General features: G+C 60.8%; 23 protein-coding genes. 7 read left to right on the plus strand and 16 right to left on the minus strand.

What is annotated here, in order from left to right; translation table 11 throughout:
- The coding region (locus tag GBC55_RS21215; RefSeq protein ID WP_247266963.1) for an OB-fold nucleic acid binding domain-containing protein at nucleotides 1-440 on the plus strand (440 nt) is incomplete at its 5' end.
- A gap of 331 nt (nucleotides 441-771) precedes the next feature.
- Here GBC55_RS21215 and GBC55_RS21220 read toward each other — a convergent pair.
- The 7 genes from GBC55_RS21220 to GBC55_RS21250 all read right to left on the minus strand — a co-directional run bounded on the left by GBC55_RS21220 (nucleotide 772) and on the right by GBC55_RS21250 (nucleotide 8225).
- Nucleotides 772-1434, minus strand: coding sequence for a flavin reductase family protein (locus GBC55_RS21220; protein ID WP_162439298.1), 663 nt, complete (start codon nucleotides 1432-1434; stop codon nucleotides 772-774).
- 12 nt (nucleotides 1435-1446) lie between these two features.
- Nucleotides 1447-2949, minus strand: coding sequence for an amidohydrolase family protein (locus tag GBC55_RS21225; RefSeq protein ID WP_162439299.1), 1503 nt, complete (start codon nucleotides 2947-2949; stop codon nucleotides 1447-1449).
- Nucleotides 2946-4142: an amidohydrolase family protein gene (locus GBC55_RS21230; protein ID WP_162439300.1), complete on the minus strand. Its 1197-nt coding sequence runs from the start codon at nucleotides 4140-4142 to the stop codon at nucleotides 2946-2948. Before GBC55_RS21230 ends, GBC55_RS21225 begins: the two co-directional genes overlap by 4 nt.
- 205 nt (nucleotides 4143-4347) lie before the next feature.
- The gene (locus GBC55_RS21235; protein ID WP_162439301.1) at nucleotides 4348-5409 is read right to left on the minus strand and encodes an extracellular solute-binding protein; all 1062 of its coding nucleotides are present in this window, start codon (nucleotides 5407-5409) and stop codon (nucleotides 4348-4350) included.
- A 26-nt stretch (nucleotides 5410-5435) separates the two neighbouring features.
- Nucleotides 5436-6224, minus strand: a complete 789-nt coding sequence (locus GBC55_RS21240; RefSeq protein WP_008031524.1) for an ABC transporter permease — start codon at nucleotides 6222-6224, stop codon at nucleotides 5436-5438.
- On the minus strand, nucleotides 6221-7138 hold the full coding sequence (locus tag GBC55_RS21245) for an ABC transporter permease (protein ID WP_162439302.1): 918 nt from the start codon (nucleotides 7136-7138) through the stop codon (nucleotides 6221-6223). Before GBC55_RS21245 ends, GBC55_RS21240 begins: the two co-directional genes overlap by 4 nt.
- 1 nt (nucleotide 7139) lies before the next feature.
- Nucleotides 7140-8225: an ABC transporter ATP-binding protein gene (locus tag GBC55_RS21250; protein ID WP_162439303.1), complete on the minus strand. Its 1086-nt coding sequence runs from the start codon at nucleotides 8223-8225 to the stop codon at nucleotides 7140-7142.
- Between the two features lie 140 nt (nucleotides 8226-8365).
- Between GBC55_RS21250 and GBC55_RS21255 the strand changes: the two genes are divergently transcribed.
- The 3 genes from GBC55_RS21255 (at nucleotide 8366) to GBC55_RS21265 (ending at nucleotide 14231) form a co-directional block, all read left to right on the plus strand.
- Nucleotides 8366-9055 (plus strand): GntR family transcriptional regulator, encoded by a 690-nt coding sequence (locus GBC55_RS21255; protein ID WP_162439304.1) that lies wholly within the window; start codon nucleotides 8366-8368, stop codon nucleotides 9053-9055.
- 300 nt (nucleotides 9056-9355) lie between these two features.
- Nucleotides 9356-11467 carry an ATP-binding protein gene (locus GBC55_RS21260; protein WP_162439305.1) on the plus strand — a complete coding sequence of 704 codons (2112 nt, stop codon included), beginning with the start codon at nucleotides 9356-9358 and terminating at the stop codon, nucleotides 11465-11467.
- A gap of 142 nt (nucleotides 11468-11609) precedes the next feature.
- Entirely contained in the window at nucleotides 11610-14231 is a 2622-nt protein-coding gene (locus GBC55_RS21265) for an excinuclease ABC subunit UvrA (protein ID WP_162439306.1), read from the plus strand.
- Between the two features lie 255 nt (nucleotides 14232-14486).
- Here GBC55_RS21265 and GBC55_RS21270 read toward each other — a convergent pair whose 3' ends face one another.
- From GBC55_RS21270 to GBC55_RS21295, 6 genes are read right to left on the minus strand one after another with little or no spacing between them, the layout of a single operon-like run.
- Nucleotides 14487-16430: a response regulator gene (locus tag GBC55_RS21270; RefSeq protein WP_162439307.1), complete on the minus strand. Its 1944-nt coding sequence runs from the start codon at nucleotides 16428-16430 to the stop codon at nucleotides 14487-14489.
- Nucleotides 16420-17295 carry an ATP-binding protein gene (locus GBC55_RS21275; protein ID WP_162439308.1) on the minus strand — a complete coding sequence of 292 codons (876 nt, stop codon included), beginning with the start codon at nucleotides 17293-17295 and terminating at the stop codon, nucleotides 16420-16422. The genes GBC55_RS21270 and GBC55_RS21275 overlap by 11 nt, the downstream gene beginning before the upstream one ends.
- Nucleotides 17288-18298, minus strand: a complete 1011-nt coding sequence (locus GBC55_RS21280) for an ATP-binding protein (protein WP_162439337.1) — start codon at nucleotides 18296-18298, stop codon at nucleotides 17288-17290. The genes GBC55_RS21275 and GBC55_RS21280 overlap by 8 nt, the downstream gene beginning before the upstream one ends.
- On the minus strand, nucleotides 18295-18699 hold the full coding sequence (locus GBC55_RS21285) for an anti-sigma regulatory factor (protein WP_162439309.1): 405 nt from the start codon (nucleotides 18697-18699) through the stop codon (nucleotides 18295-18297). Before GBC55_RS21285 ends, GBC55_RS21280 begins: the two co-directional genes overlap by 4 nt.
- Complete coding sequence (locus GBC55_RS21290) at nucleotides 18696-19058, minus strand: STAS domain-containing protein (protein ID WP_162439310.1); 363 nt, start codon at nucleotides 19056-19058, stop codon at nucleotides 18696-18698. The genes GBC55_RS21285 and GBC55_RS21290 overlap by 4 nt, the downstream gene beginning before the upstream one ends.
- 4 nt (nucleotides 19059-19062) lie before the next feature.
- Nucleotides 19063-19914 (minus strand): STAS domain-containing protein, encoded by an 852-nt coding sequence (locus GBC55_RS21295; protein WP_162439311.1) that lies wholly within the window; start codon nucleotides 19912-19914, stop codon nucleotides 19063-19065.
- A 261-nt stretch (nucleotides 19915-20175) separates the two neighbouring features.
- Between GBC55_RS21295 and GBC55_RS21300 the strand changes: the two genes are divergently transcribed.
- The gene (locus GBC55_RS21300) at nucleotides 20176-20436 is read left to right on the plus strand and encodes a hypothetical protein (protein WP_162439312.1); all 261 of its coding nucleotides are present in this window, start codon (nucleotides 20176-20178) and stop codon (nucleotides 20434-20436) included.
- Nucleotides 20437-20505: 69 nt separating this feature from the next.
- Here GBC55_RS21300 and GBC55_RS21305 read toward each other — a convergent pair whose 3' ends face one another.
- Entirely contained in the window at nucleotides 20506-21027 is a 522-nt protein-coding gene (locus GBC55_RS21305; protein WP_162439313.1) for a DUF4142 domain-containing protein, read from the minus strand.
- 206 nt (nucleotides 21028-21233) lie between these two features.
- Here GBC55_RS21305 and GBC55_RS21310 point away from each other — a divergent pair, with 206 nt between their 5' ends.
- Nucleotides 21234-21476, plus strand: a complete 243-nt coding sequence (locus GBC55_RS21310; protein ID WP_162439314.1) for a YdcH family protein — start codon at nucleotides 21234-21236, stop codon at nucleotides 21474-21476.
- A gap of 109 nt (nucleotides 21477-21585) precedes the next feature.
- Nucleotides 21586-21828 carry a hypothetical protein gene (locus tag GBC55_RS21315; protein WP_162439315.1) on the plus strand — a complete coding sequence of 81 codons (243 nt, stop codon included), beginning with the start codon at nucleotides 21586-21588 and terminating at the stop codon, nucleotides 21826-21828.
- A gap of 234 nt (nucleotides 21829-22062) precedes the next feature.
- On the opposite strand, the gene GBC55_RS21320 is transcribed toward GBC55_RS21315, so the two are convergent.
- Both GBC55_RS21320 and GBC55_RS21325 read right to left on the minus strand, forming a co-directional pair.
- Entirely contained in the window at nucleotides 22063-23154 is a 1092-nt protein-coding gene (locus GBC55_RS21320) for an SMP-30/gluconolactonase/LRE family protein (protein WP_162439316.1), read from the minus strand.
- Nucleotides 23151-24296: an SRPBCC family protein gene (locus GBC55_RS21325; protein ID WP_162439317.1), complete on the minus strand. Its 1146-nt coding sequence runs from the start codon at nucleotides 24294-24296 to the stop codon at nucleotides 23151-23153. Before GBC55_RS21325 ends, GBC55_RS21320 begins: the two co-directional genes overlap by 4 nt.
- Nucleotides 24297-24300 lie beyond the last annotated feature (4 nt).

Below are 24300 nucleotides of genomic sequence, written 5' to 3' on the forward strand. Positions count from 1 at the left end.
CGGTGGCGTTGCCCAAGCCCACGGTCGGCGAAGACCTGCTGGCCGATTACAACAGCGTCGGCACCACCCTCGGGCCACATCCGCTGGCGTTGTTGCGCACTGAGCTGAAGGCCCGGCGCTGCCGCAGTTCGAAGGAACTGCTTGAGGTCGAGCATGGGCGACCGGTAAGCGTGGCCGGACTGGTGACCGGCCGACAACGTCCGGGCACGGCCAGTGGCGTGACCTTCGTCACCCTGGAAGACGAGTTCGGCAACGTCAACGTGATCGTCTGGCGCGACCTGGCCGAGCGGCAACGGCAAGTACTGGTGGGCTCGCAGTTGCTCAAGGTCGATGGGCGCTGGGAGAAGGAAGGCGAGGTCCGGCATTTGATCGCCGGACGCATGAGTGACCTGAGTGAACTGCTGGACGGCATCAGCGTGCGGAGCCGGGATTTTCGTTGAAATCCGCATTCCCCCTGTGCTGATCGTTCCCACGCTCCGCGTGGTAATGCCTCCCGTGACGCTCCGCGTCACAGCGGACGCGGAGCGTCCGTGGCTGCGTTCCCACGCAGAGCGTGGGAACGATCAACACTTGGGTAGCCAATAGCTGACACCGCGAGTTTTGTTGCGATCACCAACCTGTGGCGAGGGAGCTTGTCGAATCGTCGCACCGTCCCGCTGGGCTGCGAAGCGGCCCCCAAGTTTTTTCAGTCACACCGAGTCGTCTGGTTTTGCGACTGCTGCGCAGCCGAGCGGGAGTGAACTCCCTCGCCACAAGTGGTGGGTGAAGCGCCTACTTGGTGTCAGGCCAAAAACGCTCGCCACCGCCCGGTGCATCTGTCCATGCCTGCAACGAGCGTGTCGGCAGGTCGAAATAATCACGGGTGCGCGCATAACCATGGCCGCCCATGCGTCCAATGGCATCCAGCCCCAGTTGATCGATGTACAGGGTTTTGGGGTCGATCAGTTCGTCGCGCACATGGGCCATCAGCACTTCGCCAAAGATGATCTCCCGGGATTGCCCGATGGACAGCGCCATCATCCGTCGGCATTCAAGCGCTACCGGTGCTTCGCCGATGCGTGGGCATTTGACCGTGGTGCCGGGGATGGCCGTGAGGCCAGCAGCGGTCAGTTCGTCGAAGCCCGGCGCGAAGGGCACGGCGCAGACGTTCATGGCTTCCACCAGCGCATCGCTGACGATGTTGACGGTGAATTCCTGGTTGAGCTGAATGTTGCGCGTGGTGTCCTTGGGGCTTTGGTCGCCGTAGTTTTCCACGCCCAGCGCAAGGATCGGCGGATCGGCGGACAGCGCATTGAAGAAGCTGAACGGCGCGGCGTTGATGCGGCCTTCGCCGTCGATGGTGGTCACCAGTGCAATCGGCCGTGGCACCACACTGCCGATCAGGATTTTGTATTTGTCACGGGCACTCAATGTGCTGAAGTCGAAGCTTTGCATAGGCAGAAAACTCTAAAGGAGAGGATCAATCGCGCTCAATGGCGCGTGTGCGCTGTAGTCGTCGGCGAACGGGATGGCCGGTTGGAAAAGACCTTTCCAGTCCGGTTGGCCAAAGGCCCGGTCGCTGTGACTGCGCATCAGTTTTTCGAATTGTTGTTGGGCCTGGCGTTGCAGGGCGGGGTAGTCGACGCCCTGGACCTGGCCGTCCTGCATCACGCAGCGGCCATCGATGTAGCTGGCGATACAGTCGTCACCGCGCCCGGCCAGCACCAGGTTTTTCAAGGGATCAAACAGCGGCCCCAGGTGCAGACCCCGCAGGCTGAACACAGTGATGTCGGCCTTGCACCCCGGTGCCAGCCGGCCGAGGTCATCACGACCCAAGGCTTTGGCGCCGCCGAGGGTGGCGGCGTTGTAAAAGTCCAGTGCGCGGGTCAAAGAGCTATCGCCTTCCATCAATCGAGCGATGTTCAAGCCCTGGCGCATGTTGTCCAGCAAGTCCGCCGGCCAGGTATCGGTGCCCAAGGCGAAGTTGATGCCTTTTGCCCGGTAGCGACCAAACGAATTCAGCGCCTCACCATCCCGGGCAAACACCACCGGGCAGTGCACCAGGCTCGCACCGCCGTCCACCACCCGTTGCAGGTCATCATCGCCACGGGTGTAGATGCCGTGGGGCAGCAGGCTGCGCTGGGTCAAAAGCCCAAGCTGCTGCAACCAGCCCAGGGGTGAAACACCGCGAAGTTGCTCGACCATCGCCACCTCACCAAGCCCCTGACAGCAATGCAGCCGCATCGGCGCGTTGAGTTCGCGGCTCAGCGCGGCTGTGCGTTGCAGCAGCGCTGGGGTGCAGGTCTGGATGCGGTCGGGCAGCAACGCACCGCGAATCAGGCCGTTGTTCGCACCGTCGAAATCCCGAAAGAAACGTTCAGCGGCATCGAGCCCGGCCATGCCACGGGCTTCATCCCAGTGGTGCGCCAACGTGCCGTCGGCCTGCCAGTAACTCATGCCGCTCATGTAGCAGGGACCGAGGTAGGTGCGCAGGCCCAACTCGGTCGCCACACCGGCCACGGCAGAAAACTCGTCGTAGGTTTCTGCCCACTCGCGGTAGTACATCGAGGTGATCGGCATGGCGGTGGTGATGCCGTTGCGGATCAACTGAGTGAAGGCGTAGCGGTACTTGAAGACCTCTTCCTGCGGGCTGTAACTCTCGCGCGGACCTCTGGCCAGATAGTCCGAAGACCACATCCGGCCCATGTCACGCTCGTCGCCGTTGTCCAGGGTCAGCACGGTGGAATCGAGATCACCCAGCGCATCCAGATCGATAAAACCGGGGCCGATCAGCGCATTGCCGTAGTCGATCCACTGATCCACCGGCCCGCCATAGCCGCGCCCGACAAACAGGATGCGCGAACCTTCAAAGACCACCTCGCCATCGCGCCACAGCACGTGCTGCGTGCCATCGAAACCGACCACGCAGCTGGCTTTGAGGCCGACTGTTTTGACCGCTCCGGGTTTCACAGGCGGCTTTCCAGCAAGCGTCCATCGGCGGCGATCAAAACACCCGCGCGATAGACCTGCCGCAGCGGCCGCGAAACCACCGCTTCACCAAGGGTCTGCACCGGCATCAGCAGAAAGTCCGCTGGCTGGCCGATCTCCAGACCATAACCTTCACACCCCAGTGCCCGAGCGCCATTCACCGTCGCCGCCTCGAACGCCGCCGCCAGTTCATCGTCCTTGTTCAAATCGAAACGAAACGCCAGCAGCATCGCCCGTTCCAGCATGTCGCCGTTGCCCATGGGCGACCAGGCATCGCGAATCCCGTCCGAACCCAGGCACACATTCACCCCCGCTTCACGCAGTGCGAGGAACGGCGGCACCGCGCAATCGGCCGGTGCCGAACTCATCAACGAAATACCCAGGGCCGCCAGACGTTCGGCGACGGGTTTGACCTGGCTCCACGGCAGCATGCCGAGGCAGTAGGCGTGGCTGATCATCACCCGGCCCTGACGCCCAAAGCGCTCGGTGTAATCGGCGATCAGCGAAATTTGCCACAGGCCCAACTCACCTTTGTCGTGCAGGTGAATGTCCACGCCACGCTCGAATTCGCTGGCCAGTTTGAAGACGAAATCGAGCTGTGCGATCGGGTCGTTGTCGATCCCGCACGGATCCAGTCCGCCGACATTCTCCACGCCAAGGGCCATGGCTTCGCGCATCAGTTCGGCGGTGCCGGGACGGCTGATCAGACCGGTCTGCGGGAACACCACCAGTTGCAGGTCGATCAGGTCACGGTATTTTTCACGCAATTGCTGCATGGCTTCGACGTGGCGCAGGCCGAATTCCGGGTCGATGTCGACGTGACAGCGTAGGGTCAGCGAGCCACGGGCGATGCAGTTTTCCAGCAGCGCGCCGGCGCGTTGGGCGATGGGGGTTTCGACTTCACGCAGGATGCGGCGCTCGTTGGCGATGTAGTCCTTGAGCGTGGGACCTGCGCTGTTGGGACGCCAGGGTTGGCCCCAGAGGGTTTTGTCGAGGTGCACGTGGCTTTCCACCAGAGCCGGGGTGAGGAGCTGGTGTTGGCCGTCAATGTCGGTGGCCAGCAGCTCGGTGGTCGAGGCGGGGCGACGTTGGGTGAACCGGCCGTTTTCGATCAGCAGGTCTTCGGCGGTGGCGCCGTAGGGGCGCACGTTGCGTAGCCAGCGGGGTTTGGACATATAAACCTCATTCATTCTTTAAATCAGCGGTGTTCCGGCTGGCCTCATCGCTAGCAGGCTAGCTCCCACAGTGGTTTTGTGTGGGGCCAGAATCTGAGGCAACCCCCACAGTAGTTTTGTGTGGGTCACAGAATCCGGGGCAACCCCGAATCCTGTGGGAGCTAGCCTGCTAGCGATGGCCGCGACCTGGTTTCAAGTCAAACGATCAGCCTTTAAGCTTCGCCCAGATCCGGTCCTGCAGTTCCCGCGCCTTGTTGCTGCATTCCTTTTCAGGCCGCAGGCGCGAGGCGAATTCGTCGGGCATGTTGATGGCGTCCATGACCTTCCATTTGGCGTCGAGCAGCTTGTCGCTCTGGATACCGTTGGCGTAGGCAATGGCGTTGGACACGGCGGCAGCGTTTTCCGGTTTCATCATCCAGTCGATGAACACCTTCGCGTTGCCAGGGTGCGGCGCGCTTTTGGGCACGGCGAAGTTGTCCTGGAACATCGCCACACCTTCACGCGGATAAACGTACTTGATGGTGTTCTTTTGCAAGGTCGCCCGCGCCGTCGAACCGTTCCAGTTCTGCATCATGATCACTTCACCGGAGGCCATGCGGTCGACGGTGTTGTCCGAGCTGTACATCTTCAGGAACGGCTTCTGTTTTTGCAGCAGCTCCAGAATCCGCTTGGCGTCCTGCGGGTTTTCGCTGCATTCGTCGACATCCAGGTAATGACTGGCAGCGTTGATCACACTGCTGGAGGTGTCGAGCGCCGCCAGTTGGCCTTGCAGTTCCTTGCGCGGCTCGAAGAACTCCTTCCAGGAATCGTCCAGCTTGCCGCCAGGCACCCGCGCACTGTCATAGGAGAATCCGGTGGTGCCCCACAGGTACGGCGCCGAGAACTTGCGGCCGGGGTCGAAGCTCGGGTCGCGGAACGCCGGTTTGACGTACTGGAAGTTGGGCAGGGCCGACGCGTCGATTTCCAGCAGCAGGTCCTGTTTGATCAGGGTTTGCATGATCGACTGCGACGGCACGATCACGTCATAGGCCGCACCGCCGGCCTGCAATTTGGCCAGCAGGGTTTCGTTGCTGTCGTAGCCGTCCATGGTGACCTTGATGCCGGTCTCTTTTTCGAACTTGGCCAGCAGCTCGACCGGGTAGTAATCGGTCCAGTTGTAGAAGAACAATTCTTTGGGCTCGGCGGCCTGTGCGCCGAACGCAGTGAGTGCGGTGAAGCAACTGAGGGCCAGGCCGGCGACGCCGCAACGCATGCTTTTATTTTTCATCGAGAACGCTCCAGAGGGAAAAGGACTCATTGGTTTTTGCCGCGCTGTCCCAGCCAGAAGGCCAGCACCACCAGCACGATGGAGATCACCAGCATCAGGGTCGAGATCGCGTTGATCTCCGGCGTCACGCCGGCCTTGATGGCCGAGAAGATGTACACCGGCAAGGTCGTGGAACCAGGGCCGGCAACGAAGAACGTCATGATGAAATCGTCGAGGCTGACCACGAACGCCAGCACCGAACCGGACAACACCGCAGGCCACAGCAACGGCAACGTGACCCGACGGAACACCTGCCACGGATTGGCGTACAAGTCGTTCGCCGCCTCCAGCAGGCTCTTGTCCAGATCATTGAGCCGGGCACGGATGGGCAGGTAGGCAAAGGGAATGCAGAAGCCGACGTGCGCCACGATCACCGTAAGCAAACCGAGCTTGATCCCCAGTGCCATGAACAGCAGCAGGGTGGCGACGGCGGTGACGATCTCCGGCAGGATCAGCGGCAGGTTGATCCCGCCCTCGACCATCTTCTGTCCATAAAAAGGCCGGTAGGTCGCCAGCGCTGCGAGCAAGGCAATCGCCGTGGCGCAGACCGTGGCGATGCTGGCAACGATGATCGAGTTCAGTGCGGCGGTCTGTATCGACGGGTTGGCCAGGATCCGCCCGTACCAGGCGAAGGAAAACTCGGTCCACACCGTCGCCGAACGGTTGGCATTGAAGCTGTAGGCGATCAGCACGAAGATCGGCACGTACAGATAGGCCAGGATCAGCAGGCTGACTTCGCGGGTGAGCGGCAGTTTTTTCAGGTGCAGGGCGATCATGCGGTGGCTCCCCGACGAAGAGTTTTGGCGGCGCTGCGGCTATAGAGGGCGTACAGCACCAGCGACAGCAACAGAATCCCCAGCAGCAGAAATGACAGCGAGCTGCCCAGCGGCCAGTTGCGCGCCGTGCCGAACTGCTGCTGGATCAGGTTGCCGATCATCAGCGTCTTGCCGCCGCCGAGAATCGCCGGGGTGATGAACGCGCCGAGGCTCGGCACAAACACCAGCAGCGCACCGGCAATCACCCCCGGCATCGACAGCGGCAGGATGATCCGCTTCAGCGCATGCCAGCGATTGGCACCCAGGTCGTAGGCGGCTTCGACAAGCCGCCAGTCGAGTTTTTCCAGGGTCGAGTAGATCGGTAAAATCATGAACGGCAGGAAGCTGTAGACCAGCCCGACGCTGACCGCGAAGTCGTTGTAAAGCAGGGTGATGCCACCGGCCTGGGGGAACAGCGCGTTGAGGCTTTGCGCCACCCAGCCGTGCTCGCGCAGGATGATCAGCCAGGCGTAGTTGCGGATCAGCAGGTTGGTCCAGAATGGAATGGTGATCAGCAAGACCATGAGGTTACGTCGGCGGGGGGTGAGGCTCGACATCCACAACGCCACCGGAAAGCCGAACAGGAAACACAACACCGTGGTGCCGCCGGCCTGGAAAACCGAGCGTAACAATGCCTGGGCGTAGACCCAGTTGAGCTCGAGTTCACCGTCGAAACCTTCCTGGTAAAACAGCTGCACATAGCTTTGCAATTGCCAGTTGGCCTGCCAGTCGACACCGCCATAGACGTTGCGAGGTAACAGGCTGATATAGCCCATGATCCCCAGCGGGATGGCGATCAGGGCCAGCAGGGTCAGAACCACCGGGCTGAGCAACAGCGCACGGTTGAGGGCGGGGGAAGTGCTGCTGACGCTCATCTCAGGCCTCCATCAACAGGCAGGCATGGGGCGGCAGATTGACCGCGACGCGATCACCGACCAGCCGGCCACGGTTGAGGCCTTCGTTGTTCTCGCGCAGCATGACCTTGATGTCGTTGTTCAAACGGCATTGATAGAGCGTCGCGGTGCCGACATACAGCACCGCTTCGATCACGCCACGCAGGTGATGGGGTTGCGTCGGGTCGACCAGTTGCGAACGTTCCGGGCGGAAGGCCAATTGCACCTTGGCGCTGTCGACCCCTTGAGGCGCACAGGGGATTTCCACCGGCATGCCGTTGGGGATGAACAGGTTTTCGTTGTGCAGGCCGCGCTTGAGGTGGCCGGGAAGGAAGTTGATGTCGCCGATGAACTGCGCCACGAATTGATGTTGCGGGCGTTCGTAGATGTCGTTCGGAGTACCGATCTGCAGGATCTTGCCGGCGGACATCACGGCAATGCGATCGGACAGGGTCAGGGCTTCCTCCTGATCGTGGGTCACGAAAATGAACGTGATCCCGGCTTCCTTCTGCACGCGCTTGAGTTCGACCTGCATCTCTTTGCGCAACTTGAGGTCGAGGGCCGACAAGGGCTCATCCAGCAACAACACTTTCGGTTTCGGCGCCAATGCCCGTGCCAGCGCGACACGCTGCTGCTGGCCGCCGGACAATTCGGCGGGTTTGCGTTGAGCCAGGTGCTGCATTTGCACCAGGGCGAGCATCTCTTCCACTCGCTGGGCCGTCTGCTTGCGATCAAGACCCTGCATCTCGAGGCCGAAGGCGATATTCTGCGCGACACTCATGTGTGGAAACAGCGCGTAACTCTGGAACACCGTATTGACCCGACGTTTGAAGGGCGGCAAGTGGTTGACCGGTTCGCCAGCCAGGCGGATCTCGCCGTCGCTGACGTGCTCGAAACCGGCAATGGTGCGCAGCAGGGTGGTTTTACCGCAGCCGGAGGGGCCGAGCAGGGTGAAGAATTCGTTGTCGGCAATGTCTACAGAGACATTGTCGAGGGCGGGCGCCAGCCCGGGATCGTCGGAATACCGCTTGGAAACGTTACGCACTTCAATCGCGACTGGATGACCCATAATGGTGCATTCCTCTAATTATTGTATGCAATATCTGGATGCAATCTAGAAATAACCGGATTAATCTGCCTGTGCAACCCCCTTTTTCAATGGCTGCTCATCGCCAGGGGCTGGTTGCTCAGCGCATCAGGAGTGTTCAGATGACCGACAAAAAACTCGAGACGACCGTCGACCGCGTCTACCAAGGGGTTTACGAGGCGATCAGCAAACGTTCTTTACGCCCGGGCATGAAGCTGGGCGAGGCGTCACTGGCCGAACTTTTTAATGTCAGCCGGACGTCGGTTCGTGCCGCGCTCAAGCAATTGGAGGCGGATGGGCTGGTCACGACCGAGCCCAATAAAGGTGCGTCGGTGTCGTTGCCGAGTGACGAGGAGATCCGTTCGTTGTTTGAAACCCGGCGCCTGGTCGAGATCGGCATCGTCAGTGAACTGTGCCGTCGGCGGGACACTTCCGTAACCCGGGACCTGCGCGATCACTTGTTGCTGGAAGATGAAGCGCATCAAAGCGGTGACCACGAACGGCTGATTCATTTGTTGGGCGAGTTCCACATCAAGCTCGCGCGCAGCCTGAACAACCCGGTGCTGCTCGACTGGTTTCAGAAGCTGATTTCCCGTGCCTCGCTGTATGCGGCAGCGCTGGATGACGACAGCCACGAAGCCTGCCGTGACGACGAACACCTGCGTTTGATCGAGTACATCGAGGCGGGTAACCAGAGCGCGGCGATCGAACTCACCTGCCTGCATTTGAACGGCATCGAAAAGGCCATCCTCGACGTCGCGGCCACGCTGAAAACTGGCTACCATCCGTTTAAGCATTTGATTGAGGTGTGACGCTCGATCCATAGCCGCCACCCACCTTGTAGCAGCTGCCGAGGTACGAGGCTGCGTTGCGTGTCCGCAGGACCGCCCAGGGGTCGCTTCGCAACCCAACGCAGCCTCGTACCTCGGCAGCTGCTACAGAATCTGCAAAGCGGCCCCCGGGGGCGGTCCTGCGGACACGCAACGCAGCCTCGTGCCTCGCCAGCTGCTACAAGGTCACAAAGGAACGGATGGTCATACCTTAATGAAACCATTGGCGCCCCAAGTGCTCGAAGCAAACAGGTGTCATTTCAGGGACAAAAGAGTCAGTCAATGCAGTTTCTAGACGATAGCCACGGGTGTGCCGGATGGAACGGCGAAATGGCCGGACGCATTCGTGCTTTCGACTGGAGTCTGACCGACCTTGGAAGCTTTGACGCCTGGCCCAAAAGCCTGCGCAGTGCCGTGCAGATGATGCTCGCCTCGCCACTGCCAATCGTGATGCTCTGGGGGCGGGCCGGGTACATGGTCTACAACGATGCGTACTCCGAATTCGCCGGTGGCCGGCACCCTTATCTGCTGGGTTCGCCGGTGGAGCTGGGCTGGCCGGAAGTCGCCGACTTCAACCGCCATGTAGTGGATACCTGCCTCGCCGGCGGGACCTTGTCCTATCGCAATAAAGAACTGGTGCTGCTTCGCAACGGTGTACCCGAGGACGTCTGGCTCGACCTGTATTACAGCCCGGTCGCCGATGATACCGGGTGTCCTGCCGGCGTCATCGCGATGGTGGTCGAAACCACCGACCATGTGATTTCCGAACGCCGGCGACAGGCTGCCGAAGACGCCTATCGCGCCGACAACGAGCGGGTACGCCTGGCGCTCAATGCCGGGGCATTGCTGGGCTCGTTTGTCTGGGACATCAAGGACAACGTGCTCTCCGGTGATGAACGTTTCGCCCGAACATTCACCTACCCGACTGACCAGGACCTGGTCAACTTGCCCATGGACATCGCCGAGTCGCGGATTCATCCGGACGATTTCAGCTGGGTTCAGGACCAGGTTAAACAAGCGGTGAAAACCGGTGAACCGTTTAACGCCGAATACCGCGTACGTCGCCCTGACGGCAGTTACCTGTGGGTACTGGCGAGCGGTTGTTGCGAGTTCGATGAACAGGGCAAACCGCTGCGCTTTCCCGGCGTGCTGATCGACATCAACGAGCGCAAGAACGCTGAAGAATCCTTGCTGCGGTTCACTCGCAACCTGGAGCAGCGCGTGGCTGAGGAGGTCGAGGCGCGCCTGGCGGCGGAAGAGCAACTGCGTCAATCGCAGAAGCTCGAAGCCATCGGAGGCCTGACTGGCGGCGTGGCCCACGACTTCAATAATCTGCTGCAGGTCATCGCTGGCAACCTGCATTTGCTGGCGCGGCATGAGCCGGACAATTCCAACGTTCAACGCCGGGTCAAGGCGTCGATTGTTGCGGTTGAACGCGGCGCCAAACTGTCCTCGCAGTTGCTGGCGTTTGCCCGCCGCCAGCCGCTGTCGCCTGCGGTCCATCACCCCCGGCAGATCTTCGAAAGCCTCGGTGAACTGTTGCAACGCACGCTCGGAGAAACACTGCAGATCGCGGTGCGGATGCCGCTGGATTCCTGGTACTTGCACGTGGACCGCAATCAACTGGAAAACGCCATCCTCAACCTGGCGATCAACGCCCGCGATGCCATGCAGGGTGAAGGTATCCTGGAGCTGAGCGCCGAGAACATTGTTCTCGATCGCGAGTTCTGTGCCGGCAAAGGCATTGTGCCCGGTGACTATGTGCGTGTTGCCGTGGTCGACAGCGGCGTCGGCATGTCGCCCGACGTCCTTGCCCAGGCATTCGAGCCGTTCTTCACCACCAAGGCTGATGGCCAGGGCACGGGGCTTGGGCTGAGCATGGTGTTCGGCTTCGTCAAGCAGAGCGGCGGCCATATCGAAATGACCAGCGTCGAAGGGCAGGGCACGCGGGTGCAGCTGTATTTCCCGCGCAGCCTGCGTGCACCGCAGAGTGAAACGATCACCCAGGAGGCACACTCTCTTGGCGGTCATGAAACCATTCTGGTGGTCGAGGATAACGAAGCGGTGCGCGTCGCCGCAGTGGAGTTGCTGCAGGAAGAGGGTTACACGGTCCTGACGGCCGCCAACGGCGATGCGGCCATGCAGATGCTGCTGGAGGGTTGGGAGGTAGACCTGATTTTCACCGACGTGGTCATGCCGGGGCTGATCAAGAGTTCGGATCTGGCGGCATGGGCCAAGGTGCAGAAGCCGCCGGTGGCCGTGTTGTTCACGTCGGGGCATACCCGCGACATCATTTCGCGCAATCACCAGCTCAGCGCTGATACCTTTCTGCTGAGTAAACCCTACGGGCCGGACGCGCTCACCCGCATGGTGCGCAGCGTGCTCAGCGGCTGAATACATACCCCTGTAGGAGCTGCCGAAGGCTGCGATCTTTTGATCTTGATTTTTCGGGTGAGATCGCCAAACAAAGATCAAAAGATCGCAGCCTTCGGCAGCTCCTACAGGGGATCGCATTCCAAATTGATCAAGGCGGCCTATGACTTCCAATCCAACCTCCGGCATGGTCAGGGTGCGGGGTGCCCGGGAGCACAATCTCAAGAATGTCGATGTCGACATTCCCCGTGACGCCCTGGTGATGTTCACCGGTGTGTCGGGCTCGGGGAAATCCTCCCTGGCGTTTTCGACGCTCTATGCCGAATCGCAGCGCCGCTATTTCGAATCCGTGGCGCCTTATGCGCGACGTCTGATCGATCAGGTCGGCGTGCCGGATGTCGACTCCATAGAGGGCTTGCCGCCGGCCGTGGCCTTGCAGCAACAGCGCGGCACACCGAGCACACGCTCTTCAGTGGGCAGTGTGACGACCCTGTCGAGCCTGATCCGCATGCTCTATTCCCGCGCCGGCAGTTACCCGCCGGGCCAGCCGATGTTGTACGCCGAAGATTTCTCCCCCAACACGCCACAAGGCGCTTGCCCGCAATGCCACGGTCTTGGCCGGGTCTATGAAGTCACCGAAGCGCTGATGGTCCCGGACCCGAGCCTGACCATCCGCCAGCGTGCCGTCGCGTCATGGCCCATGGCGTGGCAGGGACAGAACCTGCGGGACATCCTCGTGACCCTGGGGTACGACGTCGACAAGCCATGGCGCGATCTGCCGAAAAAGCAGCGCGACTGGATTCTCTTCACCGAAGAGACGCCGACGGTGCCGGTGTACGCTGGCCTCACGCCTGACGAAACCAAAGTCGCGCTCAAGCGCAAAATGGAACCCAGTTACCAGGGCACGTTCACCGGTGCCCGGCGCTACATCCTGCATACCTTCACTCACTCTCAAAGCGCGCTGATGAAGAAGCGCGTCTCGCAATTCATGCTCGGCAGCCCGTGTCCGTTGTGCGAGGGCAAGCGGCTGAAGCGTGAGGCGTTGTCGGTGACCTTTGCCGGATACGACATTGGCGAGTTGTCGCAGATGCCGTTGCTGCAAGTCGCCGAGGTGTTGAAACCGGTGGCGGCGCACAGCTACCTCGAACAGGCGGACGAGGCGGGCGACGTGTTGACGCACGTGCAGACCCGCGAAGCCCGTGAGCAGCGTGTGGCCCATGGCGCCAGTGGTCACGCCAATGCGCCGGATGTGCGCCACACGCCCAATCTGTCCGTGGAAAAACGCCTGGCGGCGCAGCGCATTGCCCAGGATCTGCTGGAACGGGTCAGTACGCTCACGGACCTGGGGCTGGGGTATCTGGCGCTGGAACGCAGCACGCCGACCCTGTCCTCCGGCGAGTTGCAGCGATTGCGCCTGGCGACTCAATTGGGTTCGCAATTGTTCGGGGTGATTTACGTGCTGGACGAACCATCGGCCGGCCTGCACCCGGCGGATGGCGAGGCGCTGTTCGACGCACTGCAACGCCTGAAAGCCTCCGGCAATACCTTGTTCGTGGTCGAGCATGACCTGGAAACGATGCGCCGCGCTGACTGGCTGATCGATGTCGGTCCCGCGGCGGGCGAGCTTGGCGGCCGCATCTTGTACAGCGGGCCGCCTGCGGGCCTGGCGAACGTAGTGGAATCGCAGACCCGTGATTACTTGTTCGCAGCGCAGGTCGTCCAGCCACGAGACAGCCGCAAGCCGTCCGACTGGTTGCGCCTGGAGGGCATCACTCGCAACAACCTGAACAACGTCAGCGTCGAGTTTCCGCTGGGCTGTTTTACCTCGGTCACCGGGGTGTCCGGCTCCGGAAAGTCCAGCCTGGTCAGCCAGGCATTGCTGGAACTGGTGGGCGCGCACCTCGGCCGTGTGGTGAGTGACAACGATGCGCCAGAGCCGAGCCTTGAAGACGACGCGCCGCAAGTCAGCGGCGGCCAGGTTACAGCGGGGCTGGGGTCGATCAAGCGTCTGGTGCAGGTCGACCAGAAACCCATCGGCCGCACGCCGCGCTCGAACCTGGCGACGTATACCGGTCTGTTCGACAACGTGCGCAAGCTTTACGCCGCGACGGACGAGGCGCGGAAGAAGCACTACGACGCCGGGCAATTTTCTTTCAACGTTGCCAAGGGCCGGTGCCCGACGTGTGAAGGCGAAGGTTTTGTCAGTGTCGAGTTGCTGTTCATGCCCAGCGTTTATGCGCCATGCCCGACCTGCCACGGCGCGCGCTACAACCCCGAGACACTGGCCATCACCTGGCAGGGCTTGAACATCGCCCAGGTGTTGCAGTTGACGGTGGACGAAGCGGTCGAGGTGTTCGCCGAGCAAGCGGGGATTCGTCGTTCGCTGGAGGTGCTGCGCGATATCGGCCTGGGTTACCTGCGTCTCGGCCAGCCGGCGACAGAGCTGTCAGGCGGTGAAGCGCAACGTATCAAACTGGCCACCGAACTGCAGCGCAATCAGCGCGGGGCGACGTTGTACGTGCTCGACGAACCCACCACCGGGCTGCATCCAAGGGACGTTGACCGGTTGATGGAACAATTGAATACCCTGGTGACGGCGGGGCACACGGTGATTGTTGTCGAGCACGAAATGCGCGTGGTTGCGCAGAGTGACTGGGTGATTGATATCGGGCCGGGAGCGGGGGATCAGGGCGGGAAAATTGTCGTGGCGGGGGTGCCGAAGAAGGTCGCCGGTAGCAAGAAAAGCAAGACCGCGCCGTTTTTGGCTAGGGTGCTTGGCATGTGAAAGCGGGTTAGCTAACGGGTCCTATTGTCGGAACGCCGCCGGGGCAAGCCTGGACACAGGTTCAGTGGCTGTACCCAAATTCGCGAACGACCCGAATCACTGTGGGAGCTGGCTTGCCAGCGATGGCGGCCTGACATGTTGCTGAGATGTCGCCTGACACGACCGCATCGCTGGCAAGCCAGCTCCCACAGATGACCGGTTTGTCCGAAGCGACGCAGTCTAATGCGGGAGCGAGACTGCTCGCGATGAGGCCTGTCAGGCACCATCAAGCGTGCGTCGTACCTTGTCCAGCAGTTCACTGATCTGGAACGGCTTGACCAGCATCTCCATGCCATCGCCAAGAAATACCTGACGATTGATCGCGTTTTCCGCGTAGCCGGTCATGAACAGGATCGGCAACTTCTCGCGCCAGTCCCGCGCCACGTCCGCCAGCTCCCGGCCGGTCATGCGGGGCAGGCCGACATCGGTCAGCAGCAGGTCGATGGACGGGTCGTTCTGCAAGCGTTCCAGCGCGCCTTCGATGTCTCCCACCTGGGTGCATCGGTAACCGGCATCCACCAACACTTCTGCCACGAACATGCGCACCGACGGCATGTCCTCGACGATCAACACATGTTCACCCTCACCCTGAGCGTCGACGAGGGTTGGAGCCACCTTGCTGATGGTCGGGTCGGAGCTGGCCGGCAGCATGATGGTGACTTCGGTGCCCCGTCGGGCCACGCTGCGGATGTGCGCATCGCCGCCGGATTGACGGGCGAAGCCGTAGATGGTCGACAGCCCCAGCCCTGTGCCCTGGCCTAACGGCTTGGTGGTGAAGAATGGATCGAAAACCTTGTCGATGACGCTGTGGTCGATGCCGGTCCCGTCATCGCGTACGGACAGGGCGACGTAGGCGCCATCCGCCAGATTAGGGTCGCCGTGGGAGTAGGCGGCGTAGGTGCTGACCCAGACATTGCCACCCTGTGGCAGCGCGTCGCGGGCGTTGATCACCAGATTGAGCACGGCACTTTCAAGCTGGATCGGATCGACCAGCGCGATGGCGGGTTTGGAGGTCAGCTCCAGCTTCAGGGCAATGCGTTCACCCATGGTGCGCGCCAGCAATTCCTCAAGGGAGCGAACGTGCTCGTTGATGTCCACGGGCCGGGTATCCAGCGGCTGCTGACGGGCGAAGGCCAGCAGGCGATGGGTCAGGGAGGCTGCGCTCATGGCCGAGTTCAACGCCGCTTCGGCATAGAACTGAACCTTGTCGGTGCGGGAGTCGGCGACGCGTTTCTGGATCAGTTCGAGGCTGGTGATGATGCCGGTCAGTAAGTTGTTGAAGTCGTGGGCGATGCCGCCCGTCAGCTTGCCCAAGGCATCCATTTTCTGCACTTGCAGCAATTGGGCCTCGGTGCGCACGCGTTCGGCGACTTCCTTGGCCAACTGGGTCGTGGCGTCATCGAGACGAGCCAGATGCGAGCGTTCGCGGTGGCGGTGCTCGGTGACGTCTTCGACGAACACCAGGCTCAATTCGGGGGTGCGGTAAGGTGAAATCTGCCATTCGGCCTCACGGACCTCACCCTGGACGCGCATGTTCAGGGTGCCTCTCCAGCGTTCGCCGTAGGCCAGACGCAGGCGCAGTTCGTCGATGACGGCGCCCTGGTCCGGCGCGAAGCATTCGCGCAAGGTGTCTGGATCGAGGTTGTCCTGAATCAGCTGAGCAAACGCATGGTTGCATTCGTGGACGTTGAGTTGTGCATCCAGCACCGCGATGGGGGCGGACACATTGACGAAGATCTCGCGAAAGCGCGCCTCGCTTTCACGCAGGGCATTTTCGGTTTCGCGCACCCGCAGCAAGGTGCGCAGGGTCGCCAGCAGTACATCCGGGTCGACCGGGTGAATCAGGTAGGCATCGGCGCCGGCGTCGAGACCGGTGATGATGTCGCCCGTCTGGATCGACGCCGCAGACACGTGAATCACCGGCAACAGCGCAGTCGCGCTTTCGGAGCGCAGTTTGCGCACGATGTCGAAACCGCTCATGTCCGGCAGGTTGACGTCGAGGATCAACGCATCAAGCTCGACGTTGTCGATCAGGTCCAGCCCCTCGCCACCCGTACCTGCTTCCAGCACCTCGTAGCCGTGGCTTTCCAGGCGCCGGCGCAAGGCATAGCGCGTAGCCACGTTGTCATCGACGATCAGCAAGCGGATGTCACGTTTCATCGGCAGGCTCCATGGCAATGGCCAGCGGGATGATCACGAAAAAGGTCGAACCTGCGCCGGGTTTGCTTTCGAGCCCCACTTCGCCACCCAACAACGCAGCAAAGCGTTTGCACAAGGATAGCCCGAGTCCGGTACCGCGAAGACGTTTCTGCAAGGGGGAGTCAACCTGAGAGAAGTCCTCGAACAATGCGCCATGTAGCTCCGGCGCGATACCTATTCCGGTATCGCTGACCGCAAAGCGTACGTGAGCGTCGCCCTCGAGCCGCGCGGAAACCCTTACTTCGCCGCGTGTGGTGAACTTCAACGAGTTGGATATGAAGTTGCGCAGGATCTGCGCGAGTTTCTTGTCGTCGGTATACAACCTGGGCAAGCCCACCGGCTCTTCGAAGATCAGGTCCACGGCGCTGGCGTCGACAATCGGCCGGAACATGCCGCGCAGGGCCGCAAACAGGTCGAACATGTCGAACCAGGCCGGGGAAATGCTGATACGCCCGGCTTCGATCTTCGCCAGGTCCAGCAGGTCGTCGACCATGTCGCTGAGTTCCCGCGCAGCAGTGCTGACGAACGCCACCTGCTTGTGTTGCTCGGCACTCAAAGGGCCATCGAGCTCGTCGGTCAACAGGCCGGTGATGCTCAGGATCGAGCCCAGCGGCGTGCGGAATTCATGGCTCATGTACGACAGGAAACGGCTTTTCAGGTCCGAGGCCTGGCGCAGCTCTTCGGCCTGGTTGTCGAGCTCGGCGTACAGCGCCAACACGCCCTGGTTGGTTTCATCCAGCTCTTCGCGCAGGGCGTTGGCTTCGCTTTGCAAGCGTGCAACCAGTGCCGTTTGCTCGTCCAACTGACTCATGGGTGTATCAGCCATGGGCGGCCTCCAGAGCAATTACCACCACCGTGACGTCATCGCGTCCCCGGCAAAAATCCCGGTGCAGAATGGCCGCAATCACGGCGGGATGGCGATGCACCAGGCCGGGGTAATCTTGCAGGTTCCATCGGGACTGCAGGCCGTCGCTGTACATGATCAATAGTTGTCCGTTCACTTGAGCATAGTCAAAGGGTTGCGCCTTTCGATATTGGCCACCGACGATGCCGGGGTGGGAGGCCAGGCCGCGTGATTTTCCAGGTTCTATCAGGCTGGCGCCAATGTTACCGATACCGACGAATCTCAGCGCATCCCGGTGGCTGTCGAACTGCGCGATGGCCAGCGCGCCGCCCCGGGTGCCGAGCATGTCGCGATGGATGTCTTCCACAAGATGCACCGGCGTCGAAAACGGTGCCTGCGCGAAAGCTATCTCACCGGCGCGGCCCGCTCGTTCGGCGTCTTCGCCATGGCCCAAACCGTCGATCACCAGCGCGCTGATGCAGGGCCCGTCAAACGCCAGGTGCCAGACATCGCCGCAGGCCGGGTCGTTGTGCAGCGAGTGCTGGCTGACACCAAACCGCTGATCCGGCGCCTTGTCGCCGCGTGGATACAGGCGTGCCAACAGCACGGCGCCCCGGGCATCCGCGTAGACGTCGAACACTTCAGTCTGGCGCGACACCGCCCCGAGCCCGATGCCCTGAGTGCCCCGGGTGGAAAACCCGTCGGCAAGGCAGGCGTCCACGTCGAAGCCACCGGCGCGATCCACGGCGATCATTTCAATGCCGGCGCCTGAGGCCCTGGGCAGTATTCGCAAGTGCAATTCGCCGCGGGTCGCATGTTTGAGAATGTTGCTCGCCAGCTCGGTGGCCACCAGCGCCACGCGCCCGCAATCGGTCGCGTCGAAGCCATTTCTCTCCGCGAGTTGCTGGACGGTACGGCGTGCGTGGCCGATCTGGCTGCTGTCTTCGATGGGTAATACCTGCGTCATCGAACCGCTGATCGTCATGCCCATCGCGTAATCGTTATTCGAGTGCCCTTGCCAGGCTCGGTTTCGAGTTCGAACTCTTCTACCAGGCGCTTCGCCCCCGTCAGACCGAGCCCAAGGCCGCCGCCGGAGGTCCAGCCGTCGGTCATGGCCAGCTTCAGGTCGGGAATGCCCGGGCCTTCATCGCGGAAAATCAGGCGCAGACCGGTGCGGGCGTTGTCCTCGAGGATCTGCCAGTCCATGTCGCCGCCACCGCCATAGACCATGGTGTTGCGCGCCAGCTCGCTGACGGCGGTCACCAGTTTGGTCAGGTCGATCAGGCGCATGCCGCACTCGGTGGCCAGCTTGCGCGCCGTCTGGCGCGCCAGGACGACGTCCTGCTCGATGTTGATAGGTTGGCTGCCGCTGCTGCGCACGTTCATTGCTCGCGTACTCGATCCTGCAGCAGTTTCATCCCGCGCTCGACGTTCAGTGCGGTGCTAACGCCTGGCAACGTCAGCCCCAATTCAACGAGGGTGATGGCGACGGCGGGCTGCATGCCGACCAGCACGGTCTGTGCATCCATGATTTTCGACAAGCCGGAAATGGTGCCGATCATCCGTCCGATGAACGAGTCGACCATGTCCAGCGCTGAAATATCAATCAACACGCCTCGGGCGGAGGTTCGGCTGATGCGCTCGGACAGGTCGTCCTGAAGCGTCAAGGCCAACTGGTCATGCATGTCGACCTGAATGGTCACCAGCAGAAAGTCGCCCATCTGCAAAATAGGGATGCGATCCATAGGCTCAGCCCGCCTTGTTGACGGACAGGCCCAGTCGGGTAAGGGCCAGTTTCAGTGCGTCGGCCAGGTTGGCTTTGGTGACCACGCCTTGCAGGTCCAGCCCCAGGTGCACGATGGTTTGGGCGATTTGCGGTCGCACGCCGCTGATGATGCAGTCGGCACCCATCAGGCGAATGGCAGTAACGGTTTTGAGCAGATGCTGTGCCACCAGGGTGTCGACGGTTGGCACGCCAGTGATGTCGATAATGGCGATTTCAGAGCCGGTGTCGACGATGCGCTGCAACAGCGATTCCATCACCACCTGAGTACGCTGCGAGTCGAGGGTGCCAATCATCGGCAACGCAAGTACGCCATCCCACAACTTGACCACCGGGGTCGAGAGTTCCAGCAGTTCTTCCTGCTGACGCTTGATCACCGCTTCGCGGGATTTCTGGAAGGTGCGGATGGTGTGCATGCCCAGGGCGTCGAGCAGTTCGGAGATCTCCCAGAGTTGTTCGGCGAGCAGCGCAGGGTTGTCCTGGTAGTGATTCTGCAGCATCGAAAACATCGGGCCTTTGAGCGAGAAGATGAAGCTGGCGGTCTGGTGCGAGTCCTGGCCCAACAGGGCGCGGCTGTGGGAGAGCTTTTCGAGAAACAGACGGATCTCGTCCCAGCCCGGCGCCGCCACATTCTGGCCGTTGCCGCTTTCAAGTCCCGAGACGATCAGGTGCAGGAGTTCCGTGGTCTGTTGCTTGAGGTCCTGCTCTTTAAGGTTGCGCGTCGCACCGTTGGCTTCGAGGCGATGAGTCCAATCATTCAACAGTTGCGCCTGGTTGTTTTTCATCGCATCGAGTGTGCTGGTCTGCAGTGCCGCCATGTGCCTGAACTCCTTGAAAGTGTTGGCCGATTCCGTAAATGTTGATCGGCGCAAGTCAGTGACATTTGCCGTGCAAAATAGTTGTTCGCTTGCACAGGAATTTTTATCTCAAACACAGTCGAGTGTAGGAGGAGATCAACCCGAGGAGGAGATCAACTTCTGCAGGTGATTATCCAATGGAACCTTGCGGTCAGAGAAGGCTTCGAATCTACAAGGCCCGGCTGCTTCAGCTGTGCATTTGTACTGTTTAACGAGGTGATCATGAAAGACGATTCAATGACGCAAGGGCAGGACCAGGCGGTTGATCGAAATGATCCGGCCATTGATCCGCAGACGCCGGGTACAAGCGACGCCGGGCAACAGCAGCAAACCGCCAAGCCGGAAAGTGCTGACACCGCAGTCGATCAGAAAAACCAGCATACCGAAAACGACAACGAGTTCAGTCCGGGCTTCGAGCCGGAACCTGATCGGGCCAAACCCGGTGAGGACACTGACGCGGACATTGATACCGACGGCGGCTAGGTTGAGCGCTCTCGAGCACAATAAAAAAGGCCGCATCCCGGGATGCGGCCTTTTTCATGGGTGCAGCGATTATTTACTTGGGTGGGCGGCTTGCAGTTTTTTCGCCATATCCAGGTGTTTTTCCAGCGCTGGCAACATTTCCTGCGCAAACGCTTTCAGTTCGGTCGCGCCTTTTACTTTGTCGTCAGTGACGGTGCCGGCTTCTTTCTTGAATAGCTCGATGGTTTCTTCGTGGGCCTTGACCTGATTGTTGGCATAGGCCGCATCGAAGGATTCATCGCGCATTTCGAGGATCTTTTCCTTGGCCTGCTTGACGAACGTTGTGGTGTCCGGCACCTCGATGTCGTTCTTTTTCGCCAGTGCCTCCAGTTGGGTGTTCGCCTTGGTGTGATCAGTGATCATCATGTTGGCGAATGCCTTGATGTCAGCGGATGAGCTCTTCTCCAGCGCCAGTTTGCTGGTCTCGACTTCCGCGATGCCACCTTTGGCAGCGTTGTCGACGAAATCATTCGAAGTAGCGGCGAACGCCGTGCCCATGCTGGTGCTCAAGGCTACGGCCAGGGCGAGGTTACGCAGGGTGAATCCGTCCATTGGTCATTCTCCACACAGGTTTTATAGGCGATCCAGTGATCGTTATTAAGTGGAGGCTGTTGGATGGATAAAGGTTTTATCGCATTGCCGGCAGGGCGACGAACGGACATCACCGGCCTCGACAGAACCGTCCAACCGAGGCCATTCTGATGGTTGGTGAGCGCAATCGATCGCACTTGCCACCGATTAACAAACGGAGGTGTTCCATGCCGGTGCCACACGACCTTTATCAGGATCTCAAGTTTTCAAAGGAAGATATCCAGCAAAAACGCACCAAGGATCCGTTACTGGATTCACTGATCAACAAGTATGTTCAGGCGGACGCCGAAGTTGTCAAAGCCGAGACTGCGAAGTCGGATGCGCCCAGTGATGATGCGCTGAAGAAGCTCAAGGAGCGCCGCTTGCAGGTCAAGGACAAGATCGTTCAACAACTTCAGACACCGTCCTGACCTGCCTTACCAGGCCACCGACGACCGGTGACTGAAAAATTGGAACGGGGACAAATACCAGCACCTCGAATGAACAGAGTCCCATTCGCGGCTCCATTCGAGGTGCCTTATGAACGAACCAAAATTCCCCAGTGAAGAGCAGGGCGGGTATGACCCGATTCCGACCCATCCCGAACCGTTGAGTCCGGGACGCACGACCGTTAACCCGGAAGACGAACCGGGCGTCGACGAACTACCGGATAACGAAGGCGTACGGCCGATTGACGAAGACGACGCCACCGCCATCGATCCTGAGCGTGTGCGTGAAGAAACCGATAATGCGGTGCGCGATGGTCAGATAGACCCTCGCTGATGGGCGCCATACAGCCCCCTGTGGGAGCGGGCTTGCCCGCGATGAGGTGATACCAGGCGACATCGATGTTGAATGTCCCACCGTCATCGCGAGCAGGCTCACTCCTACAGGATTTGGGTTCGACGCGGACTCGTGTTCACCACTGATCAAAGGTAGGAGTGAGCCTGCTCGCGATGAGGCCGTGTCAGGCGATGTAAATCGCTGGAGGAGGATCACTCCCGTCCGGCCATCGCATTACTTCTCCAGCGCCTTGCCCAGCGGCAATCGCGCCATGTGATCTGCCTTCAGCGACCCGAAGTACAACCAGTCCCCGTATTCACGCACGGTGGTAATCGGTGAGTAGTTATTGCTGCTCGCGTCCTGCAGATTTGCAATCACCTTACCGTCCAGATCCAGTCCCAGAACGAAGGCCCGCTTCTCGACGGGTTTAGGTAAAACCATCATCGCCCGCACGATCATCTTGCGCACGAACGGGTGAGGTGCGGTGGCGTCCAGCAGGGCATTGCGCGGGGAATAAAGAGCGACCCAAAAGCGCATCTGACCGTTAAATGACAGGTTGTCCGGCAGACCGGGCAGGTTATCGATGAACAGGTCGTGAGTGCCGGCTTTCGGCCCTGTCAGCCAGTAACGAGTGATGCGATAAGCACCGGTTTCGTTGACCAGCACAAAGGCATCGTCCGGCCCCAGCGTCACACCGTTGGCAAACTCCAGCGCGTCCAGCAGCACGGCCGTCTTGCCGGTCTGGAAGTCATAACGCAGCAAGCGGCCATCGCCTCCGTGTTCAAGGATGGCCTCGCCGTCCTTGCCGTAGCCAAACCGGCCGGATGCGTCGCTGAAGTAGGCGTAGTGCCCGGACTTGTCGATGGCCACGTCGTCGGTGAAACCGAAGGGCACGCCGTTGGCGGTGGTGGTCAAAGGAATCAATTGCCCCTGAGCGTCCAGGGACAGCAGGCCCTTGACCCCGTCGGCGATCACCAACAGGCCATTCGGATGTCGGGCCAGGCCCAACGGGCGTCCGCCGGTATCGGCCAGTACCTTGGTGGTCTTGCCATCAAGGCTGGTGCGGATCACTCGGCCGTCATGCAGGCCGGTGATCAGGAAATCTTCCTCCAGCAGCAAAGCTTCCGGCCCTTCGATGTTGGCCGCACCTACCCGTTCGAGACCCTTGAGGCGTTGGTTGTCGGCATAGATGCCGCTGGTGAGTGACGGTGCGGGTGGCGGTGTCCAGGCCACGGGTTTGACCCTGGTGGGCATCAATAGCAAAAAAGCGGCGATGGCGACGATGACCAGCAACACCACATGACGAAACCTGACCACTCGACTCACACGATGACTCCTGTCGGTACCAGCTGTTTTTGTGCCATTTCACGCAACGCGCGCATGGACTCCGCAGACTCGCGATCAATGCGCTGCTTGAGCACCAGCCGGTTGGCCATGCGCATGACCCATCCGCTGAACTGATATTCCAGCGTGCGCACAAAACGCGTGTCACTGCCCGATGCTTCGCACTCGTAGGTCAGCACCAGCGACAGCCCGTGATCACCTTGTGCCCGAGCGCGCCAGCGACGTCCCGGCAGATACTCATCGACCACCCAGCTCAAATGCCCCTCACGCCCGCCGGCGCGAATGTCTTCCTCAAATCGCGAGCCGGCATGCAGCGGGCCGCTTTGGCCATCGACATTGAGGGAGGAAGGGTGCCACTCCGGCCAGCGGGTCACCGTGCTGGCGTACGCGAGTACGGCAATCGGGTTTCCGGCGATGTCGATCTGGTGCTGCATGCGCGTCATGGCGATTCTCGTCGAGTCTGTGGTGGTGTCTTCCGGCTCCCAATAGAGGGTGCCAAACAGGTAATCCATCAACGGAAAAACGATATTGAAATTGCGTTCCTGCATGACTTCGCGGCGATGATGCAATTCGTGCAGGCGGCGCATCTGGCGAATCCACGGCAGGCGTGTGACCGGGTTGCCTGGAGGCAAATGTTCGCAGGCATGGAACACTTCATACAGGAGGTAACCGAGCACCAGGCAGCCACCCAACAACCCGGCCACGTTGGCGTTGAGCTGTGAAACAAGCCAACACAAGGGCAGGGTGATGACGACGGTGTGGACCACGATCAGCCACGCCGGAAACAGAATCACCCGCCAGTCCCGGGCACTGTCGTAGGTCATGTGGCCTGGGGTGAAAAAGCTGTGATGGTCGCCGGCGTGGCGTGCGTAAAACATCCGCGCGAAACTTTTTTTGTGGTGCCCCAGGTGGCGATGGACCATGTACACACCGAAGTTGAAGAACAGCAGGGCGATTGGCACGGCCAGCCATTCCAGCGGCTGAACCTGATGCACGGTGCTCCAGAACCCGCCGACGGCCAAGCCGCCGAACAACAACACGAAGGTGCCGTGCAACCAGGGGTTGTAGCGCGGGTGAATGTCGGCTCGGTAGCGGCTGCGGAATGTATCGGTGGTCTGCCTCACTGCA

It is taken from the genome of Pseudomonas sp. TNT3 (assembly GCF_010095445.2).
Classification (GTDB): Bacteria; Pseudomonadota; Gammaproteobacteria; order Pseudomonadales; family Pseudomonadaceae; genus Aquipseudomonas.

Coding starts and splice junctions, on each gene's coding strand:
- GBC55_RS21240 (WP_008031524.1), bottom strand. CDS start 6,224: ATGATCGCCCTGCACCTGAAAAAACTGCCGCTCACCCGCGAAGTCAGC.
- GBC55_RS21280 (WP_162439337.1), bottom strand. CDS start 18,298: ATGACGATCAGCGGTTCGATGACGCAGGTATTACCCATCGAAGACAGC.
- GBC55_RS21275 (WP_162439308.1), bottom strand. CDS start 17,295: ATGGCTGATACACCCATGAGTCAGTTGGACGAGCAAACGGCACTGGTT.
- GBC55_RS21235 (WP_162439301.1), bottom strand. CDS start 5,409: ATGAAAAATAAAAGCATGCGTTGCGGCGTCGCCGGCCTGGCCCTCAGT.
- GBC55_RS21250 (WP_162439303.1), bottom strand. CDS start 8,225: ATGGGTCATCCAGTCGCGATTGAAGTGCGTAACGTTTCCAAGCGGTAT.
- GBC55_RS21260 (WP_162439305.1), top strand. CDS start 9,356: ATGCAGTTTCTAGACGATAGCCACGGGTGTGCCGGATGGAACGGCGAA.
- GBC55_RS21220 (WP_162439298.1), bottom strand. CDS start 1,434: ATGCAAAGCTTCGACTTCAGCACATTGAGTGCCCGTGACAAATACAAA.
- GBC55_RS21285 (WP_162439309.1), bottom strand. CDS start 18,699: ATGAACGTGCGCAGCAGCGGCAGCCAACCTATCAACATCGAGCAGGAC.
- GBC55_RS21230 (WP_162439300.1), bottom strand. CDS start 4,142: ATGTCCAAACCCCGCTGGCTACGCAACGTGCGCCCCTACGGCGCCACC.
- GBC55_RS21315 (WP_162439315.1), top strand. CDS start 21,586: ATGAACGAACCAAAATTCCCCAGTGAAGAGCAGGGCGGGTATGACCCG.
- GBC55_RS21290 (WP_162439310.1), bottom strand. CDS start 19,058: ATGGATCGCATCCCTATTTTGCAGATGGGCGACTTTCTGCTGGTGACC.
- GBC55_RS21300 (WP_162439312.1), top strand. CDS start 20,176: ATGAAAGACGATTCAATGACGCAAGGGCAGGACCAGGCGGTTGATCGA.
- GBC55_RS21265 (WP_162439306.1), top strand. CDS start 11,610: ATGACTTCCAATCCAACCTCCGGCATGGTCAGGGTGCGGGGTGCCCGG.
- GBC55_RS21245 (WP_162439302.1), bottom strand. CDS start 7,138: ATGAGCGTCAGCAGCACTTCCCCCGCCCTCAACCGTGCGCTGTTGCTC.
- GBC55_RS21255 (WP_162439304.1), top strand. CDS start 8,366: ATGACCGACAAAAAACTCGAGACGACCGTCGACCGCGTCTACCAAGGG.
- GBC55_RS21305 (WP_162439313.1), bottom strand. CDS start 21,027: ATGGACGGATTCACCCTGCGTAACCTCGCCCTGGCCGTAGCCTTGAGC.
- GBC55_RS21295 (WP_162439311.1), bottom strand. CDS start 19,914: ATGGCGGCACTGCAGACCAGCACACTCGATGCGATGAAAAACAACCAG.
- GBC55_RS21270 (WP_162439307.1), bottom strand. CDS start 16,430: ATGAAACGTGACATCCGCTTGCTGATCGTCGATGACAACGTGGCTACG.
- GBC55_RS21310 (WP_162439314.1), top strand. CDS start 21,234: ATGCCGGTGCCACACGACCTTTATCAGGATCTCAAGTTTTCAAAGGAA.